Genomic DNA, 14,325 nt, shown 5'->3' with positions numbered 1-14,325 from the left:
AGTAGTTGCGAGTCGAAGGCGCATAAGTGTCTTTCTCTTGTGTGCCTTTCTTGCTGGATGCACCCTTCAGGTGGAACAGCACTGCCAGGTTCTCAAACATAGTCTTACCTCTTCGCTCTGTTGATTATTGTTTCCTGTGACCTTGGTCACAATTTGATGCTAGAGGCTTTTGTGATCTCGATCAACTTATTGTGTTGTAAATTTACATAAATCATGGAAAAGGTTTTCAAATCCAGGGTTGCTTATGGATACGATTTCAAGGGGGATCGGCAGGGGCAGTGAAGGGGTCAACGCAGAGAAAGGAGGGGCACAGCCCCAATGACATGCCCCGCACTGGGCGGGGCATGGAGTGGCTCGGGAGGCCCGTGCTTACTTGGCCGGGATCTGTTCCAGCACGTGGACCAGCAGCTGCCAGAAGCGTTCGACCGCCGGGATATGAACCCTCTCGTCCGGTGAGTGGGCACCGCGAATGGTCGGGCCGAAGGAGACCATGTCCCAATCCGGGTAGGCGCTCTTGAACAGACCGCACTCGAGACCGGCGTGGATCACCATGACGTTCGGCATCTCGCCGAACAGGGTCTGGTAGCTGTTGCGTACCAGCGCCATCACGGGGGAGTCCACGTTCGGTGCCCAGCCAGGGTAGGCACCGGTGAATTCACAGCTGGCGCCCGCCAGGCTGAACAGGGAACGGGTCATCTGCTCGACGCTCTCGCGACCCGAGTCGATGAGGGAGCGGATCAGGCACTGCACATAGACCTCACCCTCGAGGGTCTTGATGACGCCGAGGTTGGTGGAGGTCTCGGTGACGCCCGGGATGGCATCGCTCATGCGGATGACGCCGTTGGGGCAGGCCATCAGGGCGTCCAGCAGGCGGGTCTGGAGGGATTCGCTCATCAGCTTGGCCGGTTTTTCCTGAGCGGTGAGCAGCACTGTCAGGTTGGCTTCGGTGGCTGCCAGCTCGCTCTGATAGATGCCGGCGTAGCGGTCAACCAGGGCTTTGAACTCGCTGACGCTGGCGGTGGGCACCAGCAGGGTGGCGCGGGCTTCGCGGGGGATGGCGTTGCGCAGGGTACCGCCGCTTATCTCGGCCAGACGCACCCCCAGCGGCTCGGCGGCCTTGAGCAGGCGCACCAGCAGCTTGTTGGCGTTGCCACGACCGCGGTGGATGTCGACCCCGGAGTGACCGCCACGCAGCCCCTTCACCTGCAGCTCGAAACCTTCACCCTGGGTGGCGACAACCTGCTCCAGCGGGAAGCGGATATTGGCATCCACCCCGCCGGCGCAGCCCATGTAGACTTCGCCATCCTCTTCGGAGTCGGTGTTGAGCAGGATCTCGCCCTCCAGCCAGCCCGCTTCCAGGCCGAAGGCGCCTGTCATGCCGGTCTCTTCGTCCGTGGTCAGCAGCACTTCCAGCGGGCCGTGCTTGATGGTCTTGTCGGCCAGCACGGCCAGACAGCCTGCCATGCCCATGCCGTTGTCGGCTCCCAGGGTGGTGCCACGGGCGGTGACCCATTCACCGTCGATGTAGGCATCGATGGGATCCTGGGTGAAGTCGTGCCGGGTGTCGGCATTGGCCTGGGGCACCATGTCGATGTGGGCCTGCAGCACCACGGCCTTGCGGTTTTCCATGCCCGGGGTGGCCGGCTTCTTGATGATGATGTTGCCCACGGCGTCTTGTTTGACCGCCAGGCCTTCCCCCTGGGCCCACTGCACTATCCAGGCGCTCAATTTGGCCTCGTGCTTGGAGGGGTGGGGAATGGAGCAGATCTGCTCGAAGAATTGCCAAATCAACTTGGGAGACAGAGAACTAAGCTGTGCCACGTCGGGACTCCTTACCAGCACGGAAATGGACAGGGCCCAGTGGGCCGCAGAAGAGGGTAACGATAATACAGTCAATCACACAAAAATGTGAGCGATCTGCGCAAATTGCGGTCTGCTTGTGCTGATAAAGGGAGCCTGAATGGCGAACATGACTGCCTTGCCCATGGTTACCAGCAGAAGATGAAATTCGTGACGCATATCACAAAAATATTGTCTTTTCGCCGCCGGGTGGTAAATTAGCCGCCGTGGGTCAACCACTTGTCAGGACGACAATGAATGCCTCCAGGGAACCGAAGCAAAGCAAGTGCGCCTCCACGGAACCGAGTGTCTGTTCAAGGATCTGAACCCGCATTAAAGGTACGTAACTTGTTAAGCAATCAGGAGTTCATTATGTCAGGCAGCAATTCAACCTATTGGTTTGCCCAGTCTCTCTATACCCAGGGTTTCAACTATCCGAACCCCTACGCCGGTCGTCGTTAAGACGGGCAGTCAGCCAGGCTGACAGAGAAAGCAGAAAAGCAGCAGGTGTGTGAGGGTTCCATCCTCCCCCTGCTATTTTTTTACCCGAAATTCGAGGTTTGCTCTTCGAATGAGCACCCTGTTGATGAGGACTGGGCCCCGAGGGGAGGCCAAACGGGCAGGAGATGGCCGACTTTTCCTGTTTTTCGCATACGTTTGCCAGTCATTTTATCTGCAAAGGGTGCTATCATACCGGCCCAACAGCTGGCCTGAGGTCTGGGTCTAGATCGAGATGGCCGCCAGCCATGCCCGTCCTGCTTTCAATGCATCTGCTTTTTGCTGCCGAGGGTTCATTCCTGAGGCCGCAAAAGTGCAAGCAAAATTCAGGAAACGGGGGCCAGAATTTACCGGATCCCGTGTGTCTGCCGGGACCCTTACGTCTTAGTGATTGCCTTTATAACTCGTTGAGATCGATAGCATGCCAAAAAAGTTCTATGTATCGTGGGATAACCTGCAACGTGAAGCGCGCCGTCTGGCCCGTCGTCAACTGCCCGTCAGCCAGTGGAAAGGGATCATCGCGGTCAGCCGTGGTGGCCTGGTGCCTGCTGCCCTGATGGCCCGTGAACTTGGCATTCGCAACGTCGAAACCCTCTGCATCTCCAGCTATGACCACAACAGCCAGCGTGAGCTGGTGGTCGTCAAGGCCGCCACCACAGCCGGTGACGGTGAAGGCTGGCTGGTAGTGGAAGATCTGGTGGACACAGGAACTACCGCCAAGGCGATCCGCGAGCTCTATCCCAAGGCCAAGTTCATCGCCATCTTCGCCAAGCCCATGGGTGAGCAATTGCTGGATGACTTCGAGGTCGCCATCCCGCAGGACACCTGGATTGAGCAGCCCTGGGACATGGCGCTGGAGTTTGCCAACCCGATCTGCGACGAAGAGTAATCGCCCCCAGCCTTGGCGCCCCGCCCCTGACTTTGGTGGGGGAGGTTTGCTCGCGCTGATGGCAAGATGGTTTCATAGGGCCCCTGTTTGGGGCCTTATGCGTTTATGATGTGGCTGCCCGCGGTGAAAAGTGGTTAAGATGGACCATTGTTTGAGACAGAAGAGTCACCATCTTGGAACCAAACGACGATACCAACCTGACGGAAAAGCTGTTCACCCGGGTCAAACAGGTATTGGAAACCTCCGAAATATCCAACTCCAGCCCGGTCGATGAGCAGGACAGCTCCCTGGCCGAGAGCTTCATCGACGGCGCCCTGTCGCCCCATTGGTACCGCCTGCTGCGCCGGCCGACCTGGGCCTGGCAGGGTGCGGATCCGGTGGAAGTGGAGCAGACTCTTGCCCGCATCGCCATGGGTCAGGGAGAGCGCAGCCACGAGCGCTATCTGGATACCATCAAAGGTTATGTGCCCGGCAACTGGGTCTATGAGTGGAGCCAGCTGGCTGGCCGCTATTTCAATGCCGGGCGCGAGCTGGTCAGCCAGGGCGACAGTGCCGGGGCGTTGAAGAATCTGCTCAAGGCGGTGCGCTACTACTCCATCGCGAGCTATCCCCACCTCAAGAATGACGAGCTGGCAGATCAGGCCCAGTTGCTCTGCAACATGGCCTACCGCGAGGCAGGCAGGTTGTTCAAGGTGCCCCTCAAGGAGCTGCAGGTCCCGTTCCGGGGCAAGACCATTCAAGGCTATCTGCACCTGCCCACCACCGACAGGCCTGTGCCCCTGGTCATCGTCAGCGGTGGCATAGACGCCCTCCAGGTCGACTTCCTCAACTTCTACTTCAAGTGCCTCGAGCCCCACGGCATCGGCATGCTATCGCTGGACATGCCGGGAACCGGCTATGCGGAGCACTGGCCCCTGGTGCAGGACACCAGTCGCCTGCACCAGGCGGTGCTCAACCACCTCTCCGAGGTGGCCTGGGTCGATCATCAGCGCATCGCCATGGTGGGGTTCCGCCTCGCCGGCAATGTGGCGGCGCGCCTCGCCTTCATCGAGCCCTTCAAGCTCAGGACTGTGGTCTGCATCGGGGCCGGCATCAATCAGGTGTTTACCAATCAGGAGATGTTTGCCCGCTGTCCGCGCATGATGCGAGACGGGCTGGCGAACCGCCTGGGGGCCGATGCCGCCCAGTGGGATCTGCTGCGCACCAAGTGCCAGGTCTTCTCCCTCAAGACCCAGGGGTTGCTGGGGAGCCGCACCTCTGTGCCCATCCTGAGCATTGGCCACAAGCGTGACTTCATTTGTCCCGAGCAGGATGTCCGGGCCCTGGCCTCCGCCAGCCGCAATGGCAAGGCGGTGGTGTTCGACAAACAGCCTCTGCTGGAGGTGTATGACGAGGCGCTCAAAGAGACGGTAGATTGGCTAAAAAAGCACTTATGTACATGATATAGAACTAAAAATGTAACATCATCATGTGATGGTATGGCTTGTTCAACAGGGAGGTTAGCATGTCAGAAAGAGTGACCTACAAGCGATTGCTGCGGCAATTCGCGGCCATTGGCCCCTATCTGCGCGAGGATCTGTGCGAAGAGGGACGCTACCGCTTCGACTGCCTTTCCGTCTGCGTCAGCGCCAAACCGGCGCCGGACAAGCGGGAGTTCTGGGGCTGGTGGCTGGTGCTGGAGCAGGAGGACCACAGCTTCAGCTATCACTATCAGGTCGGCTTCTACAATGCGGACGGGGAGTGGATCAACAAGCCGCTGCCCAAGAAGCATCAGGCAGAGGTCGAGCGTACCCTCAACCACTTCTACAAGCTCATCAGCGCCAAGCTGACCCTGCTGGAGTGCACCTTGTCTCCCGCCAAGCAGGTCACCGCCGAGCTGAACGTGACGGCGGCCTGATCCGCCCGGGCCCTGCGGTCATATCCGCAGGGCCTCCTTCTTTGCCATGACAGCTGTGAGGCTTAATTGCCTTGCAGGGTAACAGGGCCGTGGGTATAAAGGGATTCCTTACTTTTCTAACCCTTTGTTCCCATGGAAAACAGAACCATAGTCGTCAAATTGGGCACCAGCGTGCTCACCGGGGGATCTGCCCGTCTCAACCGTGCCCACATGGTGGAGCTGGTCAGGCAATGTGCCGCCCTGCATCGACACGGACACCGTGTCGTTCTGGTGACCTCCGGCGCCATTGCCGCCGGACGTGAGCACCTGGGGCACCCTCCGCTGGCGCCGACCCTGCCCAACAAGCAGATGCTGGCGGCGGTGGGCCAGACCCAGCTCATCCGGGTATGGCAGGACCTGTTCAACCTCTACGGGCTGCACATCGGCCAGATGTTGCTGACCCGCGCCGATCTGGAGGACAGGGAGCGTTACCTCAATGCCCGCGACACCCTGCGCACCCTGCTCGATCACCGCATCATCCCCGTCATCAACGAGAACGACGCCGTGGCCACCGCCGAGATCAAGGTGGGGGACAACGACAACCTCTCCGCCCGCGCCGCCATCCTGGCCGATGCGGATCTGCTGATCCTGCTCACCGATCAGAAGGGGCTCTTTACCGCGGATCCCCGCACCAACCCGGATGCCCAGCTCATCGAAGAGGTGCAGACCATAGACGACACCCTGCGATCCCTCGCTGGTGACAGCGTCAGCGGCCTCGGGACCGGCGGCATGGCCACCAAGCTGCAGGCCGCCGACGTGGCACGCCGCGCCGGGGTCAATGTGGTGATCGCCACTGGCCAGATCCCGGAAGTGATAGGTCGCCTCGCCGCCGGCGAGCGGGTGGGGACCCTGTTCCCGGCCCTGGCCTCGCCGCTGGAAGGGCGCAAGAGCTGGATCCTGGCAGGGCCGCCCCCCCATGGGGAAGTCCAGGTGGATCAGGGGGCCGTGGCCGCCATGCAGGAGAAGGGCTCCAGCCTGCTGCCCAAGGGCATAGTCGCGGTCAAGGGAGACTTCGTCCGTGGCGACGTGGTGCGGATCCTGGGCCCTCAGGGGAGCGAGCTGGCCCGCGGCATCTGCCGTTACGATCATCTGGAGCTTGAGAAGCTGCGGGGCCTACACTCGGATCAGATAGAGGCCGTGCTGGGTTACGGCTATGGCGCCGTTGCTATCCACAGAGACGATATGGTGCTGCTGTGAGCAGTCGGCCCCGATAAACCCTGCCGCTACGGCTACGGCTATGGGATCATGGGCCATCCACAGAGACGACATGGTGCTGCTATGAGCGACACCTATGAAAGAGAAAAAGGATGACGTTATGAGTCTGGAGAAAATGGGGCAGGCGGCCCGCGAGGCCGCCTATCAGCTGGCGACCATCAGCACGGCGCAGAAAAACCGGGCGCTGGCCGCTATCGCCGATGAACTGGAGGCGCACAGTGCGCAGATCCTGGCTGCCAACGAGAAGGATATAGCGGCTGGCCGCGACGCTGGCTTGTCGGAAGCCATGCTGGATCGCCTGCTGCTCAACCCCGCCCGACTCGCCGGCATAGTGGCGGACGTGCGCAAGGTGATCTCCCTGGATGATCCGGTCGGCGCCGAGATCGACAGCCGGGTGCTGGAGAATGGCCTGCGCCTCTCCCGTCGCCGGGTGCCCATCGGGGTCATAGGCGTCATCTACGAGGCGCGTCCCAACGTCACCATCGACATCGCCAGCCTCTGCCTCAAGACCGGTAACGCCAGCATCTTGCGCGGTGGCCGCGAGACCTTCCACTCCAATCTGGAGCTGGTGCGGGTGATCCAGAGCGCGCTGGCAGCCTCCGGTCTGCCGGCCGAGGCTGTCCAGTACATCGACAACCCGGACCGGGCCCTGGTGGGTGAGCTGCTGCGCCTCGACCGTTATGTGGACATGATCATCCCCCGCGGCGGTGCCGGGCTGCACAAGATGTGCAAGGAGAACAGCTCCATCCCCGTCATCATCGGCGGCTTTGGCATCAGCCACATCTTTGTGGACGAGAGCGCCGATCTGGAGCGTTCCCTGGCGGTCATCGACAACGCCAAGGTGCAGCGCCCCTCCGCCTGCAACGCCCTCGATACCTTGCTGGTCCACGCGCAGATCGCCGCCCGCTTCCTGCCGCAGCTGGTCTCCCTGATGAACGAGCGCAAGGTGACCCTGGTGGGCGCCGCCAACGCTATGCCACTGCTGGCCGGGGCCGACAACCTGTGCGAAGCGGGAGCGGAAGATTTCGACACCGAATGGCTGGGGCTGACCCTGGGGGTCAAGCTGGTGGCTGACGTCAACGAGGCGCTGGCCCACATGCGCGAGCACAATGCCGGCCACTCCGATGCCATCCTGACCAACGATCTGGCCAATGCGGAGCGCTTCGTCAACGGCGCCGGCTCGGCGGCTGTCTACGTCAACGCCTCCACCCGCTTCACCGACGGTGGCCAGTTTGGCCTGGGGGCGGAAGTCGCTGTCTCTACCCAGATGCTGCACGCCCGGGGCCCCATGGGGCTGACCGAGCTGACCAGCTACAAGTGGGTCGGTCAGGCGGACTATCTGATCCGTGCCTGAGCAAGGTCGTCAACATATTGCCGTCAATGCCGACTCAGGTCGGCATTTTTGTGGTTTTTTATTGCGCGCTATCAGTGGCTTGCATATAACTATCCAGCGAGACATTGCGTCATTCAGAGCGCCAGTTCAGGAAGGGGAGCGACTTCAAGGATGAAGCGACAGTATTGGATGTCGCGGCTGGCCAGCCTCTGGCTGGGGTTGCCGCTGCTGCTGGGTGCGCTCTGCTTCAGCAGCCAGGGCCACGCCAGCTGGGATCAGGATCTCTATCGCCAGCTGGGTCTGGCGGGCAAGCTGGACAAGCAGGTATTCCGCAAGGCCCTGCAGGGCTATCAAGATGTGCGCCACAAGCGCAAACCCATACTCACCATCATCGACTACAGCAAACCCTCGACCATGCGCCGCCTCTTCGTCATCGACGTGAAGCGTCACAAGCTGCTCTACCACACCTGGGTCAGCCACGGTCGCAATTCGGGGGAGCTGGCCGCGCGCCAGTTTTCCAACCAGCTCAACTCCCGCCAGAGCTCCCTCGGGGTCTATCGCACCGCCGAGACCTATCAGGGCAAGCACGGCTACTCCCTGCGCCTGGACGGCCTTAGCCCTGGCAAGAACAGCAATGCCCGCAAGCGCGCCATCGTCGTGCACGGGGCTGACTATGCGAGCCCGAGGCATTTGCAAAAATATGACAAGCTGGGTCGCAGCTGGGGTTGCCCGGCCCTGCCACGAGAGCAGTCCAGGGCCATCATAGACACCATCAAGGGGGGCAGCGTCATCTATGCCCATGGTTGAGGGGGCATAGAGAGCAAAAAGGCCAGCATATGCTGGCCTTCCGGTCGGGGGTTGGGGTTACTTGCGCACCACCAGCACGGGGCAGGGGGCGTGGCGTACCACGGATTCCGCCACGCTGCCCACCAGCAGGTGGCTGATGCCGGAGCGACCGTGGCTGCCCATGACCAGCAGATCCACCTTGTCTTCCTTCGCCTGGATCACTATCTCGTCGGCGGCGCGGCCGAAGCGCACCTCGAACTTGGCCGGGATGGGCAGGCTGGCGACCAGCTCCTTGAGCTGGCTCTTGGCCTGACGCTCCATCTCATGGGTGATCTCGATGGCGGTCATGTGCAGGATCTTGTAGCTGTCGAAACCGTGCAGCTGATCCACCACGTGGACCAACTTGAGCTCGGCCTGATGGCTCTGGGCCATGAAGACGGCGTAGTCGAGCACGGCCTTGGACATCTCGGAAAAATCGACGGGACAGAGCAGGGATTTGATGGTTGGCATGAGAAGGCTCCCCTCAGTTAGGTCACTAATGAATCTTATGATCCATGATACCGATCGAGGGGGCAATAACCCTCGACCCGCTCGCAAAATCGGGAAAAATGTAACAGGGCAGGCTGGCTTTCTATGCTATCTGTATGCCTGAACGGGCCGTCTGGCGGTGAGTGCCTGCCGACGGTCATACCACCGAGGAAACCCATGGTTCGTCTTTTTCTGTTCTGCTGCCTGCTGCTCATCGGGCCCGTGCGGGCCGATACCCTGCATGTCTATTGCGATGACTGGCCCGGTTTCTGCCAGAAGGATGGCGAAGGTGTCTATCTGGACATAGTGCGCGCCATCTATGAGCCCGAGGGCTATGTGGTGCGCCTGCACCTGGTGCCTTACAAGCGGGCGCTGGCGGTGGTGTCGCAGAAGGCGGGGGACATGGCGATGGGGGTCTATCGGGGGGAGGTGAAGGGCGCTCATCAGCCCGATTACCCCGACTCGGCGGATTACGTGAGCGTGGTGATGCAGCGTCGCTGGTTGCCACATTGGGCCGGCGAGCACAGCCTGAAGGAGCAGGAGGTGCTCTGGCTGCGGGGCTGGGCCTTCGACAAGTTCATCCCGCTGCCGATGCGCTGGTACGAGATAGACAGCCATGAGATGGCGCTGCAATTGCTGCTCAAGGGGCGCTACCGCTACTACCTGACCGACGGCGCCCTCTACCCCAAGGATGCCCTCCCGCCCGAGCTGGCGCAGGTGTTCCTGCGCTGGATCCCGACCTACCCCATCTTCGCCGATAACGAGAAGGGCAGGCAGCTGCACGGGCTCTGGGATCCCGGCATGCGCACCCTGATAAGGGAGGGGACACTGGCACGGATCTATCGGGAAAACCGGCTCTACGACGACTACCTGGACTTTATCAGGGAGCAGGAGGCGAGGGTGCGCAGGGAGGCGCCATCACAGGATTGAGGCGGCCTGCTGTCCGGCCACCAGGCTCACCTTCAGCCTTCAGCCTTCAGCCCTTAGCTTCTTGGCCAGCCGATCGTAGAGGATCACGTTGACCGAGGCGGCCAGGTTCATGCAGCCATTCGTCGGCACGTAGACAACCTCCTTGACCGCCGCGAAACGGGCGGGCTCCAGGGTGCCATCCTCAGGGCCGAAGATGTAGAAGGCCCGCTCGGGATGCTCGTAGTCCGGCAGCGAGGTGGCTCCCTCGATGAGATCCACCAGCACAGGGGTGCAGCCCTCGGGGACGAAGGCCAGCAGATCCTCGACCCCGAGCAGGGGGATCTTCTCCACCATCTGCTTGGTGTCGGTGGCAAAACGCCGCGCCAGCTCGAAGCGTTGACCCGTGTAGTAGACCTCTTCTGCCCCGTAGCAACCGGCGGCCCGCATCACGGCCCCGACGTTCTCCGGTGACTTGGGGTTGACCAGCCCGATGGCGCAATACTCGGGGGCCGCATCCGGCCGCGCATCGACCCGCTGTGCGGCGCCGTAACCTGACTCTTTCATCTCGTTCTCCTCTGTGGCGGCGCATTATACCCCCGGTGGGCCCCTTGCCCAGCCTGTGGTGCCGACTCCCGCCCGGCGGGCCCAACAAGGGAGCAGTTGCACCGCCCTGGCGCAGCCCTGCGCCCTGGCGCCCAATGGCGGCGCACCTTGCATCCTGGCGCGGGCTTTGCAGTCACTTCCCCATACAAGATGATTTAGGCTCATCCGGACAAAGGCGTCCGTCCCCGCAGGGGGGCGGACGCTTTTTTATGGGCCCGTCATCAAACAGGACAAGGAGGCGGCCCCCGGGGGCCGCCGGCGACAAGGAGCGAGGGAATGAAGACCACCTGTGCCTATTGTGGAGTGGGGTGTGGTATCCGGTTGAGCCGGGAGGGGGAGAGCTGGCAACTGCAGGGGGATGAAGAGCATCCGGCCAACGCGGGCGCTCTGTGCGTCAAGGGGGCCAGCCTGCTGGAGAGCCTGGCCTTCCCCGATCGCCTGCTCTATCCGCGCTGGATGGGGCAGCGCATCGGCTGGGAAGAGGCTTTGGATACCCTGGCGGATCGCCTTGCCGCCATCCTGACGGAGTCTGGGCCGCAAGCCATCGGCATCTACCTGTCGGGCCAGCTCACCACAGAGGATTACTACGTCGCCAACAAGCTGATGAAGGGGTATCTGGGTAGCGCCAACGTGGACACCAACTCCCGGCTCTGCATGTCGTCGGCTGTGGTGGCCCATCAGCGGGCCTTCGGGGAGGATCTGGTGCCCGCCTGCTACGAGGATCTGGAGCTGGCGGATCTGGTGGTGCTGACCGGTGCCAATACCGCCTGGACCCACCCCGTGCTGTTTCGCCGCCTGCAGCAGGCGCGGGCGCGGCGCCCCGAGCTCAGGCTGGTGGTACTGGATCCCCGCCGCACCATGACGGCGGAGCAGGGGGATCTGCATCTGGCCCTCAAGCCCGGCAGCGATGTGGCGCTGTGGAACGGCCTGTGCCGTTATCTGCTCGACAGCGACGGCTGGGACAAGGCCTATGTGGCGCAGCATGTGAGCGGCTTCGAGGCGCTGGCGGCGGCGCTGGACGATCCGGCCTGGCAATTGGACGAGGTGGCCCGCAGCTGTGGTCTATCCCGCAGCGATCTGCTCGGTTTCTACCAGCTGTTTGCCCGCACCCCCAGGACTGTCACCCTGTTCTGCCAGGGAATAAACCAGTCCAACCAGGGGGTGGACAAGGCCAACGCCATCATCAACGCCCACTTGCTGTGCGGCCGCATCGGCAAGCCGGGGGCGGCCCCCTTCTCCATGACGGGGCAACCCAACGCCATGGGGGGGCGCGAGGTAGGGGGACTTGCGACCCAGCTCGCCGCCCACATGGGCTTTGGCGAGGAGGAGTGCGATAGGGTGCAGCGCTTCTGGGGAAGCCCGACCATGGTGCGCGGGCCTGGGCACAAGGCGGTGGCCTTGTTCGAGGCGGTGCACAGGGGGGAGATCCGCGCCCTCTGGGTGCTCGGCACCAACCCGGCTGTCTCCCTGCCGGACGGCAACCGGGTGCGCGAAGCCCTGAGCCGCTGCGAGCTGCTGGTGGTCTCCGAGGTGACGGCCAATACCGACACGGCGCGCCTCGCCCACCTGCTGCTGCCCGCCGCCGCCTGGGGGGAGAAGAGCGGAACCGTCACCAACTCCGAGCGCACCATCAGCCGCCAGCGCGCCTTCCTGCCCCTGCCGGGGGAGGCAAGGCCCGACTGGTGGGCCCTGACCCAGCTCGCCCGCCGGCTCGGCTTTGGCGAGGGGTTCGCCTATGGGCACGAGCACGAGATCTTCTGTGAACACGCCGCCCTCTCCGGCTTCGAGAACGAAGGGGCCCGCCAGTTCGACATCTCGGGGCTGGCGGATCTTAGCCGCGCCGAGTTCGAGGCGCTCGCCCCCCTGAGCTGGCCCGTCAACGGCGACTGGCCAAAGGGGCGAGCCCGATTGTTCGAGGACGGGCGCTTCGCCACCCCGGATGGCCGGGCCCGCCTGCTGCCCCTGGCCCAGCACTTCCCCCCCCAGCCGAAGGCCGCCCCCCAAGGGGAGGATCTCTCCCTGCTCCTCAACAGCGGGCGGCTGCGGGATCAGTGGCACACCATGACCCGCACAGGTCACGTGCCCAGGTTGCAGGAGGCCGAGCCCTGGCCCAGGGTGCGGGTGGGGGCCGCCAGCCTGCTGGCGCTCGGCGCCAGGGAGGGGGATCTGGTGCGCCTCTACAACGAGCTCGGGGAGGCCCTGCTGCTGGTCGGGCTGGACGAGGGGCTCAGGGAGGGGGAGGCCTTCCTGCCCATGCACTGGACCGACAGTCAGTGCAGCCAGGGGGCGGTCAACCGCCTCATCGCCGCCGTGGTGGATCCCCTCTCGGGCCAGCCCATGTTCAAGCAGGGGCGGGTGCAGGCCAGGGCGCAGGCCACCCGCTGGCAGGGGCTCTGGTGCGGTCGCCATGACTGGCGCGAGCCGGTGGACTGGTGGGCCAGGCGCCCCCTGCCCGAGGGCAACTGCACCCTGCTGGCCTCATGGTCCGACAGCACCCAGGGGCTGTGGCAGCGGCTGGGGGCAGAGGGGCACTGGCTGCGGCTCCCCCTGAAAGAGGGCTGGCTCGCCCTGACCCTGGCCGGAGATCGCATCGAGGGCATCTTGCTGGTGGGGGAGCGGCGCCCTGACATCAAGGTTGACCTGCTGGCCAGCCTGCTCGGCACGCCGCTGCAGGCGGGGGCCCTGAGCCAGACCCTGAGCCTGGCCCTGGCCGGGGAGAGCCGGCTGGTCTGCTCCTGCCTGCGGGTGTCGGAGCAGCGCATCGTCGATGCCATCACCCGGCAGGGGGTGAGCGAGCTGGCGGGGCTGCAGGCTCTGCTCGGCTGCGGCAGCAACTGCGGTACCTGTCTGCCCGAGATCGACAAGCTGTTGATCAAGCATGTCTATATCGCCCAAGCCTGAGGCCTGGGCAGCAACACAAGGAGTGTGCGATGAGCCAAATCAGTCTGGTGGGAGCGGGCCCCGGGCCCCTCGAATTGTTGACCCTGCGCGCCCTGCACCGCATAGAGGCGGCGGAGGTGGTGGTCTATGACCGTCTGGTGGGGAGCGAGATCCTGGCCCGGATCCCCCAGGGGGCGGCCCGCTTCGACGTGGGCAAGCGCTGCGGCGAGCCGAGCCCGAGCCAGGAGGAGATCAATGCCCTGCTGCTGGCCCTGGCACGCACCGGCAAGCGGGTGGTGCGCCTCAAGGGGGGGGATCCCCTGGTGTTCGGCCGGGGCGGGGAGGAGGCGCTGCACCTGGCCCGCCACGGCATAGAGGCCGAGCTGGTGCCCGGCATCACGGCGGCCCTGGGCTGCGCCGCCAGCACCCTGATCCCCCTGACTCATAGGGGGCTGGCCCGCTCCCTGACCCTGGTGACGGGCCACCTGATGGACGAGGGGGACTATAGAGGCTGGCAGGGGCTGACCCGGGCCGGCCACACCCTGGTGTTCTACATGGGGCTGGAGCGGGCGGCCCAGATCCGGCAGGGGCTGCTGGCGGCAGGGGCATCCGGGGATCTGCCGGTGGCCCTGGTGGTGGCCGGGTGCAGTGCGCGCCAGCAGGTCCATCACGCCCGGCTGGAGGGGCTGGAGCTGGCCGCCCGGGCCCTGCTCGGCCAGAGCCCTGTGCTGATGATCATGGGGGAGGTGGTGAACCTGGGCGCCGAGCTGCAGGCCCTGCTGAACCAGACCATGGAGCGGGTGGCCTGAGCCGGGGTTTCCCCTCTACCCCCACTACCTCTGGATAGATAAAAAGGAGGTAGATTCAAATAGTTGGCCTTCATGTTGCGGCATGTTCAGCAGACACGTT

The 14,325-nt window shown here is 63.5% G+C and carries 12 protein-coding genes; 9 read left to right on the top strand and 3 right to left on the bottom strand.

Translation table 11 applies throughout. From position 1 onward, the window contains the following. Positions 1-369: 369 nt before the first annotated feature. Positions 370-1,821 (bottom strand): beta-Ala-His dipeptidase, encoded by a 1,452-nt coding sequence (locus G4923_RS13740; protein WP_163137403.1) that lies wholly within the window; start codon positions 1,819-1,821, stop codon positions 370-372. A 937-nt stretch (positions 1,822-2,758) separates the two neighbouring features. Between G4923_RS13740 and gpt the strand changes: the two genes are divergently transcribed. From gpt to G4923_RS13710, 6 genes are all read left to right on the top strand, one after another. Next, complete coding sequence (gene gpt, locus G4923_RS13735; protein WP_025325960.1) at positions 2,759-3,226, top strand: xanthine phosphoribosyltransferase; 468 nt, start codon at positions 2,759-2,761, stop codon at positions 3,224-3,226. 173 nt (positions 3,227-3,399) lie between these two features. After that, positions 3,400-4,668 (top strand): esterase FrsA, encoded by a 1,269-nt coding sequence (gene frsA / locus G4923_RS13730; protein WP_163137402.1) that lies wholly within the window; start codon positions 3,400-3,402, stop codon positions 4,666-4,668. Between the two features lie 62 nt (positions 4,669-4,730). Beyond that, positions 4,731-5,123, top strand: a complete 393-nt coding sequence (gene crl / locus G4923_RS13725) for a sigma factor-binding protein Crl (RefSeq protein WP_106887691.1) — start codon at positions 4,731-4,733, stop codon at positions 5,121-5,123. 132 nt (positions 5,124-5,255) lie between these two features. Further along, on the top strand, positions 5,256-6,359 hold the full coding sequence (proB, locus tag G4923_RS13720) for a glutamate 5-kinase (RefSeq protein ID WP_106887690.1): 1,104 nt from the start codon (positions 5,256-5,258) through the stop codon (positions 6,357-6,359). Positions 6,360-6,477: 118 nt separating this feature from the next. Beyond that, positions 6,478-7,731, top strand: coding sequence for a glutamate-5-semialdehyde dehydrogenase (locus G4923_RS13715; RefSeq protein WP_163137401.1), 1,254 nt, complete (start codon positions 6,478-6,480; stop codon positions 7,729-7,731). Positions 7,732-7,881: 150 nt separating this feature from the next. Beyond that, positions 7,882-8,517, top strand: coding sequence for a murein L,D-transpeptidase catalytic domain family protein (locus G4923_RS13710; protein WP_025325965.1), 636 nt, complete (start codon positions 7,882-7,884; stop codon positions 8,515-8,517). A 57-nt stretch (positions 8,518-8,574) separates the two neighbouring features. On the opposite strand, the gene G4923_RS13705 is transcribed toward G4923_RS13710, so the two are convergent. Beyond that, positions 8,575-9,006, bottom strand: coding sequence for a universal stress protein (locus tag G4923_RS13705; RefSeq protein ID WP_025325966.1), 432 nt, complete (start codon positions 9,004-9,006; stop codon positions 8,575-8,577). Positions 9,007-9,201: 195 nt separating this feature from the next. On the opposite strand from G4923_RS13705, the gene G4923_RS13700 reads away from it, so the two are divergent. Next, on the top strand, positions 9,202-9,954 hold the full coding sequence (locus tag G4923_RS13700) for a type 2 periplasmic-binding domain-containing protein (RefSeq protein ID WP_163137400.1): 753 nt from the start codon (positions 9,202-9,204) through the stop codon (positions 9,952-9,954). A gap of 39 nt (positions 9,955-9,993) precedes the next feature. On the opposite strand, the gene G4923_RS13695 is transcribed toward G4923_RS13700, so the two are convergent. Further along, positions 9,994-10,497 (bottom strand): RNA methyltransferase, encoded by a 504-nt coding sequence (locus tag G4923_RS13695; protein ID WP_163137399.1) that lies wholly within the window; start codon positions 10,495-10,497, stop codon positions 9,994-9,996. A 315-nt stretch (positions 10,498-10,812) separates the two neighbouring features. Between G4923_RS13695 and G4923_RS13690 the strand changes: the two genes are divergently transcribed. Together G4923_RS13690 and cobA are read left to right on the top strand one after the other, a co-directional pair. Further along, positions 10,813-13,437 carry a nitrate reductase gene (locus G4923_RS13690; protein ID WP_163137398.1) on the top strand — a complete coding sequence of 875 codons (2,625 nt, stop codon included), beginning with the start codon at positions 10,813-10,815 and terminating at the stop codon, positions 13,435-13,437. Between the two features lie 29 nt (positions 13,438-13,466). Next, a complete protein-coding gene (gene cobA, locus G4923_RS13685) occupies positions 13,467-14,225 on the top strand; it encodes a uroporphyrinogen-III C-methyltransferase (RefSeq protein ID WP_163137397.1) in 759 nt (252 codons plus the stop codon). The last annotated feature ends 100 nt before the right edge of the window (positions 14,226-14,325 follow it).

The organism is Aeromonas rivipollensis, assembly GCF_010974825.1.
In the GTDB taxonomy this organism is placed as follows: Bacteria; Pseudomonadota; Gammaproteobacteria; order Enterobacterales; family Aeromonadaceae; genus Aeromonas; species Aeromonas rivipollensis.
The sequence above is the reverse complement of the archived record's forward strand: the minus strand, read 5'-3'. Positions and strand labels throughout refer to the sequence as shown.